The 20,706-nt window shown below is 48.7% G+C and carries 17 protein-coding genes and 1 pseudogene; 14 read left to right on the top strand and 4 right to left on the bottom strand.

All coding sequences use genetic code 11. The features are described from left to right. Positions 1-141: 141 nt before the first annotated feature. Entirely contained in the window at positions 142-756 is a 615-nt protein-coding gene (locus H6F72_RS12350; RefSeq protein ID WP_190435518.1) for a DedA family protein, read from the top strand. Next, complete coding sequence (locus H6F72_RS12345) at positions 753-1,985, top strand: class I SAM-dependent methyltransferase (RefSeq protein WP_190435515.1); 1,233 nt, start codon at positions 753-755, stop codon at positions 1,983-1,985. Before H6F72_RS12350 ends, H6F72_RS12345 begins: the two co-directional genes overlap by 4 nt. Before the next feature lie 48 nt (positions 1,986-2,033). Here the strand turns inward: H6F72_RS12345 and H6F72_RS12340 are convergent, their stop codons facing one another. Further along, the gene (locus H6F72_RS12340; protein WP_190435512.1) at positions 2,034-2,522 is read right to left on the bottom strand and encodes a hypothetical protein; all 489 of its coding nucleotides are present in this window, start codon (positions 2,520-2,522) and stop codon (positions 2,034-2,036) included. 321 nt (positions 2,523-2,843) lie between these two features. Between H6F72_RS12340 and H6F72_RS12335 the strand changes: the two genes are divergently transcribed. The 4 genes and pseudogenes from H6F72_RS12335 to H6F72_RS31110 all read left to right on the top strand — a co-directional run. Further along, positions 2,844-3,707, top strand: coding sequence for a hypothetical protein (locus tag H6F72_RS12335; RefSeq protein WP_199299062.1), 864 nt, complete (start codon positions 2,844-2,846; stop codon positions 3,705-3,707). A 159-nt stretch (positions 3,708-3,866) separates the two neighbouring features. Beyond that, the gene (locus tag H6F72_RS12330) at positions 3,867-5,180 is read left to right on the top strand and encodes a hypothetical protein (protein WP_190435510.1); all 1,314 of its coding nucleotides are present in this window, start codon (positions 3,867-3,869) and stop codon (positions 5,178-5,180) included. A 260-nt stretch (positions 5,181-5,440) separates the two neighbouring features. Then, a complete protein-coding gene (locus tag H6F72_RS30755) occupies positions 5,441-5,575 on the top strand; it encodes a hypothetical protein (protein ID WP_255527335.1) in 135 nt (44 codons plus the stop codon). A gap of 935 nt (positions 5,576-6,510) precedes the next feature. Next, positions 6,511-6,672: pseudogene (locus tag H6F72_RS31110) on the top strand (DapH/DapD/GlmU-related protein); the annotation flags it as partial. 192 nt (positions 6,673-6,864) lie between these two features. Here the strand turns inward: H6F72_RS31110 and H6F72_RS12320 are convergent. From H6F72_RS12320 to H6F72_RS12310, 3 genes are all read right to left on the bottom strand, one after another. Continuing rightward, complete coding sequence (locus tag H6F72_RS12320) at positions 6,865-8,055, bottom strand: SpoIID/LytB domain-containing protein (RefSeq protein WP_190435503.1); 1,191 nt, start codon at positions 8,053-8,055, stop codon at positions 6,865-6,867. Between the two features lie 215 nt (positions 8,056-8,270). Further along, the gene (locus H6F72_RS12315; protein ID WP_190435499.1) at positions 8,271-8,933 is read right to left on the bottom strand and encodes a protease complex subunit PrcB family protein; all 663 of its coding nucleotides are present in this window, start codon (positions 8,931-8,933) and stop codon (positions 8,271-8,273) included. A gap of 122 nt (positions 8,934-9,055) precedes the next feature. Continuing rightward, entirely contained in the window at positions 9,056-11,293 is a 2,238-nt protein-coding gene (locus H6F72_RS12310; protein WP_190435496.1) for a S8 family serine peptidase, read from the bottom strand. Between the two features lie 159 nt (positions 11,294-11,452). On the opposite strand from H6F72_RS12310, the gene H6F72_RS12305 reads away from it, so the two are divergent. The 8 genes from H6F72_RS12305 (at position 11,453) to H6F72_RS12275 (ending at position 20,285) form a co-directional block, all read left to right on the top strand. Continuing rightward, positions 11,453-13,540 (top strand): PAS domain-containing sensor histidine kinase, encoded by a 2,088-nt coding sequence (locus tag H6F72_RS12305; protein ID WP_190435494.1) that lies wholly within the window; start codon positions 11,453-11,455, stop codon positions 13,538-13,540. Positions 13,541-13,568: 28 nt separating this feature from the next. Beyond that, a complete protein-coding gene (locus tag H6F72_RS12300) occupies positions 13,569-14,015 on the top strand; it encodes a response regulator (RefSeq protein ID WP_190435491.1) in 447 nt (148 codons plus the stop codon). A 17-nt stretch (positions 14,016-14,032) separates the two neighbouring features. Then, a complete protein-coding gene (locus tag H6F72_RS12295) occupies positions 14,033-15,535 on the top strand; it encodes an ATP-binding protein (RefSeq protein ID WP_190435488.1) in 1,503 nt (500 codons plus the stop codon). Between the two features lie 161 nt (positions 15,536-15,696). Then, the gene (locus tag H6F72_RS12290) at positions 15,697-16,758 is read left to right on the top strand and encodes a mannose-1-phosphate guanylyltransferase (RefSeq protein ID WP_190435485.1); all 1,062 of its coding nucleotides are present in this window, start codon (positions 15,697-15,699) and stop codon (positions 16,756-16,758) included. A gap of 184 nt (positions 16,759-16,942) precedes the next feature. Beyond that, positions 16,943-18,592, top strand: a complete 1,650-nt coding sequence (locus tag H6F72_RS12285; protein ID WP_190435482.1) for an AarF/ABC1/UbiB kinase family protein — start codon at positions 16,943-16,945, stop codon at positions 18,590-18,592. A gap of 68 nt (positions 18,593-18,660) precedes the next feature. Beyond that, on the top strand, positions 18,661-18,792 hold the full coding sequence (locus H6F72_RS30750; protein ID WP_255527334.1) for a hypothetical protein: 132 nt from the start codon (positions 18,661-18,663) through the stop codon (positions 18,790-18,792). A gap of 42 nt (positions 18,793-18,834) precedes the next feature. Next, positions 18,835-19,596, top strand: coding sequence for an NADP-dependent oxidoreductase (locus H6F72_RS12280; RefSeq protein ID WP_199299073.1), 762 nt, complete (start codon positions 18,835-18,837; stop codon positions 19,594-19,596). 89 nt (positions 19,597-19,685) lie between these two features. Next, positions 19,686-20,285, top strand: a complete 600-nt coding sequence (locus H6F72_RS12275; RefSeq protein ID WP_199299061.1) for a hypothetical protein — start codon at positions 19,686-19,688, stop codon at positions 20,283-20,285. Positions 20,286-20,706 lie beyond the last annotated feature (421 nt).

The raw sequence follows: 20,706 nt of genomic DNA, 5'->3' as shown, positions 1-20,706 counted from the left end.
CGGTGATCCTCTGTCTTCCGGAAGGTGAGATTTCTCAATAAAGTGTACTTAGTCAACTCAATATACTGTTGCCGATTTGACAGCGATCAGTTGCAGCGCGATCGTAGAGAATGGATGGAAGGCTAGCAAGGCACCCCCTTTATGGAATCATTCAGCTACCTCGGCATCGTATTGTTGACGTTGATCTCCCCGCTTCCGACTGAAGTCATCATGCCGTTAACAGGGTTTATGGCAGCTCAGGGCAAACTGAATTTAGTGTATGCAGTCTTAGCAGGGGTCTTAGGTTCTGTAATTGGGGCATTACCTTGGTACTTTGCAGGCAAGTACTTGGGGGAGCCAGGATTGCGGAAGCTGTCTCATCGCTCGGGTGGCTGGATCAAAGTATCGATGGAAGATATTGAGAAGTCTAAATATTGGTTTAAGCAGTACGGGGGCCGAGCTGTAGTACTGAGTCGAGCCGTACCAGGCGTACGGACATTTATCTCTGTGCCAGTGGGTATCAGCGGTATGCCTGTGCTCTTATTTCTGTTTTATGTGGTTTTAGGCGCAACGATTTGGGATGCTTTGCTAGCGGGTTCAGGATATGTCTTAGGCGATCGCTACTATTTAGTCAAACAATATCTGGGGCCTGCTTCTAATGTTGTGGTCGCGATTTTGTTGATTGCAGTGGTAGTTCTGCTGTTTAGGCGTAAAACCCGGCGTGCTAATAAATCTAAATCAAGCTTAAGCGCAAAAAAATTAGAATCGAAACTATGACAGCTCAGCAACTCAACCCCAACGGTAGCAACTCTGTTCTTTGCCAACTCATTGCTCAACAGATAACCAACAGTCCCAATCAGCGAATTACCTTTGCTGGCTATATGGACTTGGCGCTCTACCATCCCCAACAAGGTTACTATTCCACCAAAGCGGTCACCATTGGGGCTCAAGGTGATTTCTTTACCTCTCCTCATCTAGGGGCTGATTTTGGCGAATTGCTAGCGGAGCAATTTGTGGATATGTGGCGATCGGTGGGGCAACCCTCTCCTTTTACGTTGGTAGAGATGGGAGCAGGTCAGGGACTCTTAGCCACCGATATTTTGCAATATCTCCAGCAACAATATCCTGATTTCTTGCAAGCGATCGAATATGTAGTGGTGGAAAAGTCTCCTACGCTGCGGCTACAACAACAGCAGCGGCTGCGATCGCAATCTCACCTTACTGCCTCTCTCTCGGTGCGTTGGTGCACCTGGGAGGAGATCCCTCCTGATTCTATTGTGGGTTGCTGTTTTTCCAATGAATTAGTCGATGCATTCCCGGTACATCAAGTGGTACTCACTGAGGGAGAACTACAAGAAGTTTATGTCACCCTCACTTCTAGCCCATCTGCTCCTGACACAATGCAGTTTGCTGAAGTGCTAGGAGAACTCTCAACCCCTCAACTGAGAGAATATTTTGATTGGTTAGGTATCCCGCTGCTATCAGGTAATTATCCGGAAGGATACAGAACTGAAGTCAATCTAGCCGCTTTGAGCTGGTTAAAAACAGTCGCCGATCGCTTACAGCAAGGCTATCTTCTGACTATTGATTATGGTTATCCAGCCACTCGCTACTATAATCCAGGGCGATCGGAAGGCACTTTGCAGTGCTACTACCAACATAGTTATCACAACAACCCGTATTTCTATGTAGGTTACCAAGATATTACGGCGCATGTGGACTTTACAGCTTTAGAACGCCAAGGCGATCGCTGTGGGTTGCAACAGGTCGGTCTGATTCAGCAAGGCTTATTCTTAATGGCGCTGGGCTTAGGCGATCGCATTGCCGCGCTCTCCCACACTGATCTCAGTCAACCTGGGGAGTCTTTGCAAGCTCTGCTCGCTCGGCGGGAAGCATTGCATGCTTTGGCTAGCCCAATGGGGTTAGGTAACTTTAACGTCCTGATTCAAAGTAAGGGGCTAGGGACCTCTGAGCAACAAAAAACCTTAAGGGGTTTGAGTTTGTAAACGAGTATAAAAGTCCCGCAAATGACACCCTGGTATTAGGAACGAGCTTTAGCTGTTGGGTTCTGCTTCCCACTCTACAGAAGTCACTGTTACGGTGCCCGGTTGAGAAAGCGTGCCCTCAAAATTGCCTGTTTGTCCAGGCTGGAGAGTTTCCGGGGTCACATAAGTGAAGCTAGCTGCCGCATCAGTAGTGGGAGCAGCGACTGCATAGTTCACAATCGCGAATCTAACTGGTTTCCCCGTATCATTACGGACTTGGCCCACCACGCGATCGCCGCTGCGCTCAAAACCAAGTACTACTACTTGGGGATTGCTGGGGGTAGTAGGAGCCGATCGCTGACACAAATGGCTCAGATCTACTAAACCTTGATTGGTTGTCTGCATGTAGCACAGGGGCGTTCCTGCATCTGCAATCATGCTATTTTGACTAGCTGCTAATAAGGTTAGCTGTGAACTGGGTCCGGGCAAAGCTGCTGGCGTTTCCAACGGCATCAGTGTCAGTCCAGCCGCGATCGCTAGGTATGAGAATTTCTGCATACAAGTCTTAAGCCAACATTCTCCTTTCTACTTATCAGGTTTATCAGGCGTCAACCGGGCGATTTTCTAACCGAAGTCAAAAAAAATACCAAAAATTCTCTGAATAAATTAAAGATTGTGTAAAAGATTTTGAAGATTCGGTAAATTTTCTAGGCCACCTTCTTCCAACGCTGGGTTAGATTGCACAGGGTCAACGGTTCATTGGTGCATCCTGCCTCGTTTCTACATGGTTCAAGTTTCATCAGTTGGTTGTGCACAACCAAACCAGATGTAGAAGCGATGAAACATAACTTCTGACAAAGTTTTTGCTGGAGAATTCCTATGAATCAGCGTTTTCTGTCTGCGTTGCTTGGGCAACGACAACTCAACTTGTCTTCAAAGCAGCCTCATCAGTTACGCAGCGATCTCAACGCTTCGGCACCATCACAGCAAACCCGTCAACTTTCAACCAAGCTTACTGCTTTGGGCCTCACAACACTCCTCGGTGCAAGTAGCAGTATCGGTTTGGCAGGCGTGACTGCCCAAACTGCACAAGCAGCTCCTGTGGCATCAGTGGGTAGAGCTGTGGCTTTCACCTGTACCGACAGCCAAGCCACAATTAAGGCGAAGGGTGGCCCTTCTGTCACCTTCGGTACCACTAGTATTTACATCGGCTATCAACAAGTTTCTTCTGTGAACAAAAACCCCCGCCTAGTCCGCTTTGACAACGGACAGCGCACTTGGTGTAAAACAGATTACGAAGTCACCAATGACGATGGCACCGGATATGGCTTGATTTGGGATGGCGGGAGTGTGTTGTATGGCGTCTTCAGTTCTACTGGCACTCAAGGTTATTCCAGTCAAGACTTCCGTCGTTTTGCAGCAAGTGGTTGGTTAACTAGTTATGGCAAAGGTGGCAGCCGTAAAGTTGCTGTACTCGCCCGGATTAACCCCTCCACCGGGACCGTTGCCAATGCCACTTTTCTCTCCGGTATGCTCACTAGCGGCGACAGCAACTCCTTAACGGTCACGGGCTTGGCTTGGACGGGTAGCAGTTTGGTGGTCAAAGCCAATTCTTGGTTTGCTCCTCGCCGTAGCGATCGCTCCCGGATGAACTGCCCAGGCTCATCTCCTTTTGTCCAAACCATCACCTTTGCTGCTAATTTAAGCTCGGCCCTCCAATCTACTGCTGTTGGCTGTCAGTAGATTTTATCTACACAAGTGACTTGCTAAGAGCACAGATTGAGACCTAACCTCCAACCCCTTCCCTACAGGGAAGGGGAGTCAAAGCCTAGCCAGAATCGCTATTCCTGATGCCTATACTGGAAGTAATCACGATTATGGTTTCGCAAGGGAAGGAAGCGGATGGTGCCAAATCCCACGATTATGCAAGCGGTAGAACGACTAGATTACCGCGTTACGGTTGGGGATATTGCTGCTCAGGCAGGGCTAGATATTAATCTGGCTCAGCAGGGGCTTCTAGCCTTGGCATCGGATGCGGGCGGGCACTTGCAAGTCGCCGAGTCTGGTGAAGTCGTTTATCTCTTTCCCAAAAACTTTCGGAATGTCCTGCGGAACAAATTCCTCCGCTTGCGCCTAAAGGAATGGTGGGCCAAGGTTTGGCGAGTTCTGTTTTATCTGATTCGCATCTCCTTTGGCATTGTTTTGCTAGCGTCGATTGTTTTAATTGTGGTGGCGATCGCCCTCATCGTCATGGCAATGAATTCTAGCCGAGACAATGACAATGACTCCGGGGGTGGGGGTGGCATCTTTCTCCCCAATTTTTGGTTCACCCCTGATTTCTTCTGGATCTTTTACCCCAATTATTATGACGATCGCCCCTATGAACGCCGCCGTCGCCGTTCTCGCAATGCCGAAGGAAATCGGCTCAACTTTTTAGAAGCGATCTTTTCCTTCTTATTTGGGGATGGCAATCCCAATGCAGACCTAGAAGAGCGACGCTGGCAGACTATTGGCACTGTGATTCGCAATCATCGAGGTGCAGTGGTCGCTGAGCAAATTGCTCCTTATTTAGATAATGTTGGCCAAGGCTATGGTCACGAGTACGAAGACTTTATGATTCCCGTACTCTCTCGTTTCAATGGGCGGCCCGAAGTGAGTCCAGAAGGCGGGATTGTTTATCATTTTCCCGAATTGCAAACCACCGCTGCTCAAAATCGTCCGCGATCGGTGCCTGCTTATTTAGAAGAAATTCCTTGGCGCTTTAGTGCTGCTGGTGCAGGGCAAATTATTCTGGCGGTTGGCCTAGGTGGACTCAACTTAATTGGCGCTTTAGTCTTGGGTAGCCTACTCGCTGATGGAACGGCAGCAGCAGAATTAGGTGGCTTGGTTGCGTTTGTGCAGTCTATCTACTGGTTATTACTCGGGTATGGTACGGCTTTCTTGGGAGTGCCGTTGGTCCGCTATTTCTGGATTCAGTGGCGCAATAGCAAGCTGGCGATTCGTAATCAAAACCGTCGGCAACGTGCCCTACGGCTGAACCAAGCTGAACCAGAACTACAGCAGAAGCTGGCTTATGCCGAGCAATTTGCTACTGAAATGGTGGTAAGCGAGAAGGACTTAGCTTACACCACTGAGACTGACTTGCTAGAACAAGAGGTTGAGCGATCGGACCAAATTGACGCAGAATGGCAGCGTCGCCTGAATGAGTCATCTTAGCTGTTTCATCAGCAATCTCACCAATATTGCCGCTTTCCCATCAAGAGTGGAAAGCGGCTCAGTTTATTTACGCAAACTTTATGAAATTCAGTTTTATAGGGGCTTTGTCTCTCAGTTGATTCACGCAAACTTGATAAAGCTTGATTTTGTCTTAATGGCTTAGTTAGGATGAGCTTTAAGATCCAATCTAAGTCAGATTTGCGACTAGCCGATCTCCTCAGATTCAGGCATCCTCTGCTTGACTTTCACCTCAGTTCGCTATGTTTCTTTTCATGGCCCTAGCTGTAGATCATTGGTTACAACAGAGCCGCTATAGCAATCGAGGCAGCATTTATTTGTTTGCCCCCATGGCTAACTTCAATGTGATGGCTGAAGTTGGCGACACTCCGCCTTAGACGGGCTCAGTGATTAAAGTTTTATTCATGAGTTGGTGAATAACTCATCTGATTTTTAGGGAGAGCAAAGTTCTGATTAGCTCTCTAGCTTCAGCCTTATTTTTATGGTTAGCGATCGCCCTTGGTATCTGCGATCGCTGAAAATCACCCTAGGCTGAGAGTCAGAACTTAGTCTTTGCTCAATCACCTAAAGTCGCATCAATTTTGAGCCTCAACCTTGCCCTGGAGGCTGGCAATTCACCTCACGAATTGTCGTGAATCATTGTTTGCATATTTATCTGAAATGAGACTTAGCTATGAACGCCGAAGAGCATCTACCTGTTTTAACTCGATGGTTACGCCATAAAGAATCTCTTGTGATAGCTCCTTTAGAGGGAATCCCCTTTTCCTTAGGAATTAAACTCCGCGAATGGCTCTACCGTAATGTTTTAGGCCGCTTAGGGAGTGCGGTACAAATTCAAAAAGACGTTGGATTTAAGGGTACTGCTGGCATTGAAATCGGTGACCGAGTTAACGTCGATCGCGGAGCTACTTTCAATAATTCGGGCAAAGATAACAAGATTTGTATTGAAGAACAAGTAAAAATTAGACGAAATGTTGAATTGGATAGCTCGGGTCAAAATAATACAATTTTAGTTCGTTGCCGAGCCCGCTTAGGCCGGGGAACTCGCTTAAGTAGTGCTGGTCAAAATAGCCAACTGATCATCGCTGAGCATGCCTGTCTGGATCGCGGTGTTGATATTAAATCTCATGACCACGGCTATGTAGAGATTGGCCAAGAAACTTATATTGGCCCCTACACCTGTATCGCTGGGCCTGGTCACGTCATCATTGGCAAAGACTGCCTTATCGCTTCGCATTCTGGTATTTATGCCAGCAATCATGACTTTGGCAATCCATCACAAAAAATTCGTGATCAAGGTGTGACTGCCAAAGGAATTGTTATAGAAGATGATTGCTGGTTAGGCAGCGGCGTCCGAGTGCTGGATGGGGTGACCATTCATCGCGGTAGCGTAATTGGGGCAGGTGCAGTAGTCACCAAAGATATTCCTCCTTACTCAGTGGCTGTTGGAGTACCCGCCAAGGCGATCGCCCAGCGTCATCAAATCGACAACTCTCGGTTAAACGAGTTAGTCAGCTATGCAACTTTAGCTTTGGCTCAAGACTTGCAAGATAGACCTTAAAAAAAGCTAGAAGTTGGCTTGGTGCTGGCTTCTAGCTCCTAAATCTTAATTTCTGGCTAACTCCTGTGTGCCCGCTAGAAGACGTTCTAACTCAGGAAAACAGCTCTATTGCACTTGAATTCTGGCGAGGGCGGTGCCTTTGTAGTAATGCAAGACAATTTGTTGATAGTTATAACCACGCTGAGCTAGGTTATGGGCTCCCCATTGGCTCATGCCTAAGCCGTGACCAAAGCCACGACCTGAGATTTGGAATCCTGGTAGCGAACTGCTGCTCTTGGTGCCAGCGGAACCAGAAACGGCAGTAGCAGTAAACAGCGTGCTTCTAAGACCCAAAGCATCTCGGAGGGCACTACCGCTGATGGTGCGGCTTCCAGCATCACCGACGACTTTCATGGTGACAATGCGACCTTGAGGCGTTGTCCGGGCGGGTTGCATGGAGATTACATTCCCCACTCCAGAGATGCGGTTGCTCAGTTCGGAGTTGGAAAAAGTCTTAGTCCATTGGTAAACGGGTGCGCCTTGGTCATAGTCTTGCACGCCACGCAGGTAAGGCAGCGGTTGCTTCCAGACATCTTCCACGTTTTCTGTATGTCCACCAGAGGAAGAATGGAACACTGCTTCAATGATGCGACCACTATGAGTCAGAACTTGACCAGCGGTGGCGTTGACTGCGGCTTGGGTAGTGGAGGTTTCTTTGGCAACTCCCTCATAAACCTGCCATGCTTGTGTATCGCCGACATCGTAAATACTATTAGCAGAACTTTGCCGTTGATAGAGAGCATAAGAACGAGCCGCGATCGCTTGAGCTTTCAGAGCTTCTTGGGGCCAACTCGGAATCATCTCAGCCGCAACGACACTGTAGAGATATTGCTCCAGATCCACATAGTTAACAGCAGTGAGACCCTTAGCAGTGGGAACCAGAAATGCCCGTCCGCGATACCAGCGATCGCCAATCCAGACATAGCCACCTTCTGTGGGCTCCACCCAAATCTGACCTGCCTGCCACTGTCCTTGCAGGGACACACCACCTGCACTTAAGGCAGCACTCAAAGATTGCTCTGGAGCGAGTTCTCCTAAGATTCGTCCGTTACCATCTTTGATCAAGGCTTTTGTAGAGCTAGCCACTCCGACCTGCTGCTTGCCTTCTTCAACCGCAACTCGTAAGTCTAGAGCCGCCTGCGCGGGCACAATCATGGCTAGCCAAATTAGGGCAGATACCCACCAGTGACGCCCTCCCAATCGAATCAAATGCCGTAGTCCTTGAATCAGGAAGGCAGGGGTATGTCCAGATGTCATTCCGTAAATCTCCTCACTCCAAACAGTGCGGCTAGATGAGTTGTAACTAGAATAATGATCAGCTTGAGTAATTCGATGCAAACCCTAGTTAATATAAGCTAATTTCTTCAAACTTGGGATAGAGGAAGTGAATAAAAAACAAGTTAAATTCATTACCACTGTTTGTGAGACTCCATCTTGAGAGTGAATGTTTCTCGAATTTTCCAAGAAAGCTGCTAACTATTACAAGACTCTGAGATAGTCTTTCCCTGCATACGAATAGGAGCATCGGAAGTAGCTGTCAAAAGAAAAACTGTTGGGGTTGTTGTCTGCTGAGTCACAAAACAGTCTGCACCTGGAACCTTCTCTGTATAATGAATCACCCATTCCTCACGCTGAGGCATTACCACCTTTTCTATTCGGTCAATTTGTATACTAAAACCTCCTGTTGAGTGAGAACCTGAGGTTAGCCCAATCACCTGATGCCGCGAAAAATCCACGCTGGGAGCCGTTGGTTTTTGTAAATTTAAATCGAGCGAAGAACTGCGGTTCCAAAACTTAGACCAATCCTGCTGATTTTGAAATACTAAAACTTTGGGTTGAGTCGTCATACTTTGAGACAAAGGATTGGACCCAACCCGCAATACCTGAAAGGGAATGGATGTCTTCATGGTGGTCAGTTTGGCTGAGGCGTCAATTGTTGAACTAGTCGGCACTGAGATAATTGGTGTTGAAATAATTGGGGTTGACTTGGTTGGACTCGTTGGAGCAGTTGGATAAAGAGCTGTAGCCAGCGAATTGCAACTGACCAAGGCGATCGCTAGCCCACTGATTAATAGTGGTAACCAAAACTGGCCCGGAGGAAATCTCAACCACTGGGAAAACCAGATTTGCTGCATGGTGAAGACCTCACACTTGCTAAGGGCTTGCTAGGGGGCGATTTTAATAGATCCCTTTTTTTCCTTTCCAACTAAAGACAGGAAGTCTAACAAAGATAGGAAGGGATCTGAATCAGCAAGGCTTAGGCTAATGCGATCGCTCGCCGCACCGCTGCGTCTGCATTAACAAATCCATCGCCGTATTCTTCGTCATAACCAGGATCTCCTAGATCATAGGCAGTGGTTGACAGAATTTCCCGGACTTGAGTTGCTGTGAGCTCAGAGTTGACGCTCCAAACCAAGGACGCCACTCCAGCCACATTGGGGGTGGCAGCAGATGTACCGTTAAATTGAGTTTCGTAGCCGAAGTTTGTGCCTGCGTCGGCTGGAGTTGCACCAGTGGCAATGACTTCAGACGGTCCCATCAACGTTAAACCTTCACCATAATTAGATCCCCAAAAGTCAGGATAAGAAATCCGAGTGCCTGGGGTTTGAGAATTGCCATACATGTCTTCTGCGCCCCAAGAAGCTCCAACAGCGATGACGTTGTTGTAACGCGCCGCGAGTTGAGCGGGATAGAGAAGACTGTTCTGATCACCATTACCCGAAGCGATGACAAACAGTACATCCTCCTGGTGATTCGCGACCAGTGCTTCAAAGTCAGGCTCAAGGCCACCACCTCCCAGACTCATGTTAATGACTAAACGTTGGCCTTGGCGCGCAGCTTCAGCAATCATGGCTGCGGTCGCTTCAGCTAAGCTGTAGTCACCCGTTTCTCCTCCCAGCACATCAATGTTGATGACGCTGGAATTCCAGTTGATACCGCTCATACCTATACCGTTATTGGCATTGGCAGCAATAATGCTCTGAACCGCTGTGCCATGTGATAGATCTGTTGAATCATCGTTGTAGTTGTCTGAAAAAATGGTTGTGGTCCTGAGGTCTGGATGTAAGAACCCGTCAGCATCCACGCCTAAACCTGAATCCTGAACGCCCACTAGCACTTCCTCTGAGCCAGTGGTAAAACGCCAAGCATTGTGCACACCCATCATATGGAGGTTCCACTGTTCGTTAAAGAGTGGATCGTTAGGGGTCACGGATAAATCGAAAGTTGTGTCAGCGAAAGCAATGCTGTCGATACTTTCAAATAAAATTTCGCGACCATCTCCTAAAGTCAAAGCATCAAAGAGGCGATCGCCATTGCCAGGATCGTAAAGTAAGCCCCCACCGGTAGTTGTTGCTAGATTGAAGGTTACATCCGTTGACAGCAAATGGGAAAGATCCAGCAGATCATATTCGCCAGTGCCAAACTCCAGATTGCCATTGCCAGAGAAAACCATGCGACTCGCACCTGGTATCACTGTGAAGGTATCTGCTTCTAGAGAGCCCCAAACGGTTTGCACGAGTGGGGAGGCAGTCAAACTGAAGTTGTAGTTGGTGTCGCCAATATATTGATCGATCAGTACTGAGTAAGTACCAGCAGCTAAACTACCAAAATTAATTATTTCTGGCTGACTGTCTGAGGCTAAGGAGGAAGCCAAAACTTCAGCATCGTCCATCAGGCCATTGTCGTTAAGATCCTGGAATAGGAAGAGATCGGCATCGTTCTCTAACTCACTCAAACTTAAGTTGAGGTTGCTGGTATCCTCCAAGGAGAAGCGATAGAAGTCTTGAGGATCGGAGTTGCCGACAAAGTCTCTATAGCTGCTCGTGCCGATTAAAAGTCCTAAATCCCTGGCTTCAAATAGCGTGTTGCCTGCTGCATCAGCGTTGAGGTTTAAGCTATAGCTCGTGCCGCCACTGTACTGCTCCACAATCACTGCGTAGTCTCCAGCTTCTAGCCCTGTGAGAGCGATCGCTTCTGAAGTGGTGTCACCCTCAATGGACGACGCAATAATCTCATCAGTTTCGATCGCGCCATTTTGATTAGTATCTTGCGCTAGGTACAGATCCGCGTCAGTCGCTAAGTTAGTAAGGCTGAGATCAAGGTCGCTGGTCGTGTCTAGCTGGAAGTAGTAGATATCCTGAGGATTGTAGCTATCTACGAAACCACTAAAGTTGGAGCTACCACTTAAGGTGTCTAGCTCATAAGTGCTTAGCGGGGTGACTGGGTTGGATGTTGCTGGTGTTTTTGGAAAGGGCAGCGCTTCTAAACGAGCGCTAAACACCTCACTGCGAAATCTGCTCGCATCAGCAAGAATGGGCTGTACGGATGACCAATTCTCCAGTGCAAAACTGAGGGCATCGTGCCCAGCCTGACGGTGGCCTAAAGGCGATGCCCCTAAATTCGGATCTGTTTCTCCCGCTAAGATGGCAGTTGAGTTGGAAGGAAGGGCAAAATGAGACAGAACTTGGGAGTCTAGTGGTAGAGGCTCTAGCATGGGGGCTACTTGTGAGAGAGTTGAATCTGGCCTTGGATCTGTACGGATTGATACAGTCCCTTAACAGGCATCAACTGCAAGCAGAGATTTTCCGCAAGGTTCTTTTCCCTATCCAAAGGGAAGCGTTGAGAATAAAAGCAAGCCCCCAGAAAACATGCTATGTCGGAATTTTTTAACGTGTTGCTGGCTTCCAGCGGATTTATGCCTCACGGCCACTGCTACCTCTGGAGACCAGGCTTAGTCGGACTGCATCTAGTTTCAGATGCCCTGATCGCCCTCTCTTATTACTCGATTCCGATCATGCTGGTGTATTTCGTGCATAAGCGACGAGATATCCCTTTTGACTGGATTTTTTGGATGTTTGGGTTGTTTATTGTTGCTTGTGGCACGACCCACATCATTGACATTTGGACTTTATGGCATCCAGTCTATTGGCTGGCTGGTCTCGTGAAGGCGATCACGGCTTTGGCTTCCGTAGGCACAGCCGCTTCCTTATTTCCCTTACTACCTCAAGCCCTGGCTTTATCCAGCCCCAGTCAACTGGCAGCCGTGAACCTGGCTTTGTCGAATGAAGTGACAGAGCGTAAGCAGGCAGAAGCTTGTGTGCGCACCTTGAATGCCGAGCTAGAGCAACGAGTGGACGAACGGACCGCGACCCTCCTGCAATTAAACGAACAGCTCAAAAGTGAAATTGCGGAACGTAGCCGAGTGGAAACAGAATTGCGGCGATCGCTCAAAGAGTTATCAGATATTAAATTTGCCCTAGATAAAGCCGCGATCGTCGCGACAACAGACCACCACGGCACCATCAACTATGTCAATGACAAGTTCTGTGAGCTGTCGAAATACTCTAAAGCCGAGTTGCTAGGCCAAAACCACCGCATTATTAATTCGGGGCATCATTCTTCGCTGTTTTTTCAAGTTCTTTGGGCCACGATTAGCAGTGGCAAAGTGTGGCACGGGGAAATTCAGAATCGGGCTAAAGATGGTAGCGAATACTGGGTCGATACGACTATTGTGCCGTTTCTAGACCAGGCGGGTAAACCCTTTCAATATCTGGCAATCCGCTTCGACGTCACCGAGCGCAAACAGGCAGAAATCGCCTTGTGGGAAAGTAAAGAGCGCTTTCGTTTGCTTGTAGAAGGTGTGCAAGACTACGCCATTGTGATGCTGAGTGCTGATGGCCAAGTCGCCAGTTGGAACAGTGGTGCAGAGCGAATTCTGGGTTACCAAGCCCCAGACATCATTGGTCAATCACTGTCTCGCTTTTATCCGGATGCCAGCAACTCGCACGCTAAGGCCCAGCAAGAAATACAGATCGCTACAACAACAGGCCGCTTTGAAGAAGAAGGGTGGCGCATGCGCCAAGATGAGTCACAGTTTTGGGCTCACGTCATCCTCACCGCCCTGCATGACCGCACTGGGCAACTACGGGGATTCTCTAAAGTGACTCACGACATTACCGATCGCAAGCGTGCAGAGCAAGAAATTAAAGCGCTCAATCAGGACCTTGAGCAACGAGTGATGGAACGCACTACCCAACTGGCAGCCATTAACCAAGAGCTGGAAGCCTTTGCTTACTCGGTGTCGCACGACTTGCGGGCTCCCTTGCGGAGTATTGATGGCTTTAGCCAAACGTTGCTAGAGCGCCATGCGGAGCAGCTAGATGCCAAAGGGCAACATTATTTGCAACGAGTCCGGGCAGGCACTCAGCGGATGGGGCAACTGATCGATGATTTGCTGAATCTGTCGCGAGTCACGCGCAGCGAAATGAGTTGGCAACCCGTAGACTTAAGCGCGATCGCCGAATCTATTGCTACCGAGATCCAGCAGGGCCAACCAGAGCGCCAAGCCGAATTTGCGATCGCCCCTGACCTGATGGCTTATGGTGACACTCAACTGCTAACGATTGTGCTCGACAACTTACTGAGAAACGCCTGGAAGTTTACTTCTAAACATTCTCAAGCCTGGATTGAGTTTGGAGTCTTACCATTAGAAGGAATCACACCTGTTTACTTCGTGCGAGACGATGGCACTGGTTTTGATATGGAGTATGCTCACAAGTTATTTGGAGCCTTCCAGCGATTGCATGCCATGACCGAATTTCCTGGCACTGGCATTGGCTTAGCCACTGTGCAGCGGATTATTCACCGACATGGAGGCAAGGTGTGGGCCGAGGGAGCCGTAGAGCAGGGAGCTTGCTTTTACTTTACGCTGGCTCCAGAAAGCGATCGCACCTCCCTTTAAGATCTACAGAGCCATCTAAAAGACTGCCATGCTCAAAAAAAGAATCTTACTTGTAGAAGACAATCCAGACGATGAAGAGTTAACTTTATTGGCATTTGAGGATTGCCAGATTGCCAACGAAGTCATTGTCAAGCGGGATGGAGCCGAAGCGCTAGATTACTTATTGGGTCAGGGAATCTATAGCGATCGCCATCTCTACCCCATGCCATCCTTAGTTTTGCTGGACTTGAAGCTGCCTAAAGTTGATGGTTTGGAAGTGTTGCGCCGTCTTCGCAGTGAGGCTCGTACCAAAGTTTTACCCATCATCATCTTGACGACCTCGAAAGAGGAGCAAGACTTGATTAAAAGTTACAGCTTAGGGTGCAACAGTTACATCCGCAAACCCGTGGACTTTAATCAATTTATGGAAGCGATTCGCCAACTGGGTGTTTATTGGTTACTGATCAATGAAACGCCGCAAATCCGAGAACTTTAATCTGACGGGAGCACATCATGGGTCAGATCTTGCGAGCTTTGATTGTGGAGGATTCTGAAGATGACACAGAGTTGTTGGTGTTGGAATTGGAGCAACAGGGTTACGATCCCATTTACGAGCGGGTAGATACTGCGAAGGCGATGCAGGCCGCTCTGGATCGAGCCACTTGGGATGTGATTATTTGCGACTACTCCATGCCCCAGTTCAGTGCTCCGGCGGCTTTAGCTTTGTTGCAAAGCAGAGGCTTGGATATCCCCTTCATTATTGTCTCTGGCACCATTGGTGAGGATATTGCGGTGGCTGCCATGAAAGCGGGGGCACATGATTATTTGATTAAAGGGAATTTGGTGCGACTAGTGCCTGCGATCGCGCGAGAACTGCGGGAAGCGCAAGAGCGCCAAGCGCGGCGGGCCGCCCAGCAAGCTTTGCGAGAAAATGAAGAACGCTTTCGGTCACTAATTGAAAATGCCCTCGATCTGATCGTGGTTTTAGCGATTGATGGCACGATTCAATACACTAGTCCTTCCAGTAAAACTTTGTTTGGCTATGAACCAGAGGCGATCGCTGCCACCAATATTTTCAAATACCTGCACCCAGAAGATATCTCTCATGTGCGGCAGACCTTTCAAAATGTGATTGCTCAGCCTGGAGTGACTGCAACGGCGGAATTTCGCTGCCACCATCAAGACGGCTCTTGGCGGCTGTTAGAAGCCAGTGGTAAACATTTTGTTGAGCCCAGCGGCACGACTCGGATTATTGTGAATGCGCGAGACAGCACCGAACGCAGACAAGCTGAGGAGATGCGAAAAGCGCTGGAAACGGAGAAAGAACTTAGTGAATTACGCTCTCGGTTCTATTCCATGATGTCTCATGAATTTCGTAGCCCCCTCACCGCCATTCAAATGACCGCTCAACTAATGCGAGATCATTCTCAGGCTTTTGAGGTAAATAAGCAGAAAGAATGTTTTCAACGAATTCTGAACGCGACGAAACGCCTGGGGCATTTAGTGGATGATGTTTTAGTCATCGGCAAGGCCGAATCTGGCAAGTTTCAAGTCGCACCCGTCCCTCTAGATTTGAGCGCCTTTTGTCAAGAATTAATCACGGAGTTTCAACTAACCAGCGGCAAGGAGCATCAAATTGTTTTTAGTTACGAGGGAGATGGCTCAGATGTGGCGATAGATGAGGAGATACTGCGCCACGTCCTGAGCAACTTGCTCGCCAATGCCATCAAATACTCGCCTGCAAACACCAAGATTCAGTTTGAGTTGCAGCAAAAGCGTGATGTCGCCATCATCCAAGTTCAAGATCAAGGAATGGGTATCCCTCCTGAAGATTTGCCCCACTTGTTTGAACCTTTTCATCGTGCTAGTAATGTGGATCGGATTCCAGGGACAGGTCTAGGTTTAGCGATCGCCAAAAAATTCACGGAGTTGCAAGGTGGCATCATTACAGCTACCAGTGAGCTGGGTGTAGGCACTAACTTTATCGTCACCCTGCCGCTCCAAGCCCAATTGTGAGGAATTGAAGAATTTTGCGATCAATAGAGTTTATCCCTAGTTCTGTTTCACAACTTAGACTATGTTGGCAGTATCACTCATTCTGATAGCGGCACTCTCATTTCTTCGTTGTCAGCTTTGCGGTGAAACGTAGACTGTTAATCCAGAAACTAATCTAAGCAATGAGCAATTCCCTCATCCCCGTGATTCTGGCTGGTGGCAAAGGTGAACGCTTCTGGCCCCTAAGCCGCAAGCTACGACCCAAGCAATTTCTGAGTTTAGATGGTAGTGGTAAAAGCCTGTTGCAAGCCACAGCCGATCGCTTGTTGCCTTTAGCTGGAGGTTGGGAAAATCTCTGGGTGGTTACTGCTTCCCACTTAGCGGATGGGGTGAAGGAACAACTCCCCAATCTCCCCCCAGAAAACTTGTTGGTAGAGTCGGAAGGTCGCGATACTGCCCCGGCGGTGGCTTGGAGCACTTTGGAAATCGCTCGGCGCTATGGAGAAGATGCCGTAGTTGGCTTCTTTCCGGCTGATCACTGGATTGATGATCAAGCTACGTTTGAACAAACGCTGAGCGCGGCTACGGAACTCGCAACGCAACAAGAAGCGATCGTGACTTTAGGGATTAAACCCAATGCTCCTTCCACCGGGTACGGCTACATTGAGCAGGGAGAACCTGCGGGCAGCTATACAGGCTTCCCTGCTTACCGAGTCGATCGCTTTACGGAAAAGCCCGATCGCGAAACCGCAGAAACATTTCTCGCCAGTGGTCGCTTCAGTTGGAACAGCGGCATGTTTGTCTTCCGGGCAGGAGTGACCCTAAATGAACTCCGAGTCCATGCCCCAGAGCTGATGCACCTGTTAGAACAACAAGGCCCCAGCGCTTATCCTCAATTGCCCAAGAAGAGCATTGACTATGCGCTGATGGAGAAGACCCAAAAGGCTTATGTTTTACCCGTTGGGTTTGGGTGGGATGATTTAGGAGATTGGACGGCGATCGAGCGCTTGCTCAAAGGAGATAAAGCTAACGTCGAGTTGGCGACCCATGTGGGCTTGGACACCCAAGGAGCCATTCTTTACGCCAGTAATACTGAAGATGTGATCGTCACGATTGGTCTGGAAGATGTGGTGGTGGTGCGAGATGGCAACGTCACCTTAATTGTCAAAAAAGACCGCACCCAGGAAATTAAGCAAGCTCTTAGTCAGCTTCGCGATCGCCCCGATCTAGAACACCTACTCTAGAACATCTACTTTAGACCTTGCCTGCTGGAATCTCTCCCTTGGGGGACTTGGCGAACTGAGGCGTTAGGCGTTAGAAGAGAGTCAGTGAACGCAGCAGTGCCAGTGGATAGGGTTTCTAGCTCTGGCAATGAGCGATCGCGGCTCACTGACTCATGCCCCCTGACCCCACCCCCTAGGAAGTCCCGTGTTTTTAGCGCAAACCAGCTCCCGTCAGCGAGAAATTATTGAAGTAGTCCTCCGCAACGGCTGGGACTTCATGCGGCGCTTGCTGACCGGAGGCAAGGCGGATGAGCCAAAATTGCCACCTCCTGCCGTCCTGCGGAATATTTTGGTAGATTTAGGCCCTGTTTATGTCAAGCTTGGTCAGCTCCTCAGCACTCGCCCCGACTTGCTTCCCGCTGAGTACATTGAGGAACTCTCTACCCTGCAAGACGAAGTGCCTCCCGTTGCTTGGCCCGCGATTGAGATGGTGATTCGGCAAGCCATCCGCAGGCCGCTAGATGAAGTGTTTGCCACCATTGATGCAGTCCCCGTCGCTGCGGGTTCGATCGCCCAAACCCATCATGCGACGTTGATCGATGGTCGGGAAGTGGCTCTCAAAGTCCAGCGTCCTGGTTTGGAAGCGGTGATTAGGCAAGATATTGCCTTGATTCGGGGCATGGCAGATTTGGCCGCTCGTACCGAGTTAGGTAAAGAGTACGACATTGTGGCGATCGCCGAAGAATTTACCAATGCGCTACAAGCAGAATTAGATTTTTGTCAGGAAGCCAGCTACACCGACCAACTGCGCCGCAATCTCTCTAAGAGCCGCTGGTTTGATCCTGCCCGCCTCGTGATTCCAGAAATTAACTGGGACTTAACCACAGAGAAGTTATTGGTGATGCAGTGGTTAGATGGTGTACCTTTGCTGTCTGCTGAGATTCGCCCTAGCGCGGATACGATCATTCCTGAAGAAGAACGACGACAAATTACGGTTTTGTTGTTTCGCGTATTCTTCCAGCAACTCTACATTGATGGATTCTTTCACGCCGATCCCCATCCCGGAAACTTGTTTTATCTCAAAGATGGCCGAGTCGCGATTTTAGACTGCGGCATGATGGGACGCTTAGATCCACGCACCCAGCAGATTTTGACCGAGATGATCTTGGCGATTTCGGATATGGATTCCCAGCGGTGTGTGCAACTCACCATCCAACTAGGGACTTCCGGACAGAGCGGAGTGAATATGGCCCGCTTGGAAACCGACTACGATCGCATGTTGCGAAAGTATGCCAATGTGAATCTCTCAGAAATCAACTTCAGTCAAGTGTTCTACGAGATTCTGCAAACCGCCCGCAACAATAAAGTCCGTTTCCCGAGCAATCTAGGACTGTATGCCAAAGCGCTCGCCAATCTGGAAGGAGTCGCTAGGCAATTTGATCCAGAAATCAATTTGCTAGAACAAATTAAACCGCTGATTACCGATCTGTTTCGACGACAGTTAATTGGTGATCAACCCCTGCAAGCCTTACTCCGCACGGCTTTGGATATCAAAAGCCTCTCCCTGCAATCTCCGCGCCAAATTGAACTGCTGCTCGATCGCGTCACTTCCGAAACCCTAAAGTGGAATCTGACCATCCGTGATCTCGACCCTCTGCGTCGCAGCATGGACGACTCCGCCAACCGTCTCTCTTTTAGTATCCTTGTGGGTTGCTTGACGATTGGGGCAGCGATCATCTCCTCCAATGCCCCCACAGGTAGCCTCTCTCAACTCAGCATTGGCTTATTCGTCGTTGCCAGTTTTCTAGGGCTTTGGCTCGTCGTTAGTATCCTAAGGTCAGGCAGATTGCGGTAGGCGATCGCACTACAAGGCCAGGCTCGCTTACACTCGAAAAATATCTACGGAAGAAGGTGATAACGAGCATGAAAGCAGTCCGAATTCACGCTTATGGTGGTCCAGAAGTTTTGACCTATGAGGATGTCTCGGTGCCCGCGATCGCCGAGGATGATGTACTGATTCGGGTTCATGCTGCCGCTATTAATCCGGTAGATTAGAAGGTTCGCGAAGGGTATCTGCAAGGCTTTATCGATTATGACTTGCCCTTAACTTTGGGTTGGGATGTCTCTGGGGTTGTAGAAGCAGTTGGCGAGAACGTGAACACCTTCAAACCAGGCGATGAAGTCTACTCTCGCCCTGATATCAAACGAGATGGCGCTTACGCAGAGTACATTGCTGTCAAAGCCTCGGAGGTTGCGTTCAAACCCAAAACTGTTGATCACATTCATGCAGCGGCTGTGCCTCTAGCTGGAATTACAGCCTGGCACTGTCTATTTGAAGCCGCTGGGTTAACCGCTGGACAGCGAGTTTTAATTCATGCAGCGGCAGGTGGAGTTGGCAGCTATGCAGTTCAGCTTGCTCGCTGGAAAGGGGCACATGTGATTGGCACTGCTTCGGCTCGGAATCAAGACTTTTTGTTCCAGTTGGGAGCGGATGAAATCATTGATTACCAAACTACTCAGTTTGAGGATGTTGTCGAACCTGTAGATGTCGTGTTCGACACGGTTGGGGGCGAGGTGCAAGAGCGTTCTTGGCAGGTAGTCAAGCCAGGCGGCATCCTAGTTTCGGTCATTTCTCCTCCACCCGAAGAAAAAGCTGCGGCTCACCAGTGTCGGAGTGCTTATGTTTTCATCCAACCCAGAGCCGACTGGCTGAGCGAAATAGCACAACTGATTGATTCGGGGCAGGTAAAGCCGATCGTTGAGACGGTGCTTTCTCTGAGCCAAGCAGGTGAAGCGCACAAGCTAAGCGAAGGTGGGCATACACGCGGCAAAATTGTGTTGCAGGTAGCCACAGCTTAATACGTCAGTGCTTCTAGCGCTCCGGGAATAATACAGCCACGAATTCGGCCTATGGCTATTTCGCTACTGTTTATTCTCAAGAGTCTTCTATGCCTTACCAGGACATCAACGTAACTTTATCGGACGCAGACCTCAAAGAAATTCGTCAAGCGATCGCGACGATTCAGCAGAAGTTACCATTTTTGATCACGCTGAACACGACAGAGCGGAAGCGGCTGTTTAAGGTGGGGGATAAGCGACTGGCATTTGTGCAGACCAGTCTGAATGCAGCTCAGGGCAACCGTAATATTTTGCCTACGAGCTTTGATCTGGATGGTTTCTCGAATGATTACCGTTTGGCAACCTCACTGATGGAAATTGAGATGTTGCTGAACCAGATGTCGGAACAGGTGGATGATACGTTGATGGCAGTGGGTAGTGAAGCAATGACAAGCAGCCTAACTGTGTATGATTCTGTAAAGACGGCAGCGAAGAAGACCCCTGGCTTGAAGGGGATTGCTGAACAATTAGGAACGCTATTTCGGGCGATTAAGAGTAAGCCAGCCAAACCAGCCGCTACAGACGCGATCGCAGCTAGTTCGCAAACATTGGTTGTCAAAGCTCAAAGTATTGTAGGTAAATCTGTAGGATTCAAGCCTAAAGTGAAACTATTCAAAGCTCAAGGTTGTAGATTAGCGACCAACGAGTAAAGATTTACCGTTAAAGTTTGATTGTTTAAATCTGAACGAAACAGCATTAAGGCTAAATCCAAATCATTAAGCGTTAAATCAAAAAGATTCCGCCTTAAATGAGCAACAATCACCGACAATACTTTGAGCTTTGTGCAGAAACATAAAGCATTAACCTGCCATTAAGGTTAGACAAGTTCGTCATGAGAAAGTTAATTCCGTGGTTGAGTAAAAGCACAATCTTCAAATTCTTTGTTTTACCTATACTTTAGAAACCAATGGTTCAAAGAATGTGAAGACATACACTCTTACTTGTGCATTTTAATTGAAGAGTGCAAAAGATTGATGCCATTTGATCTTTTGTAAGAATCAGCACAAGCTAGGAATAGTATAGGGTAGTTCAAATGAATTAGCCAGATGTAGTATAATAGTAGCTATTTGA

The organism is Trichocoleus sp. FACHB-46 (assembly GCF_014695385.1).
Lineage (GTDB): Bacteria > Cyanobacteriota > Cyanobacteriia > FACHB-46 > FACHB-46 > Trichocoleus.
This window is presented reverse-complemented; position numbering and strand designations above follow the sequence as displayed.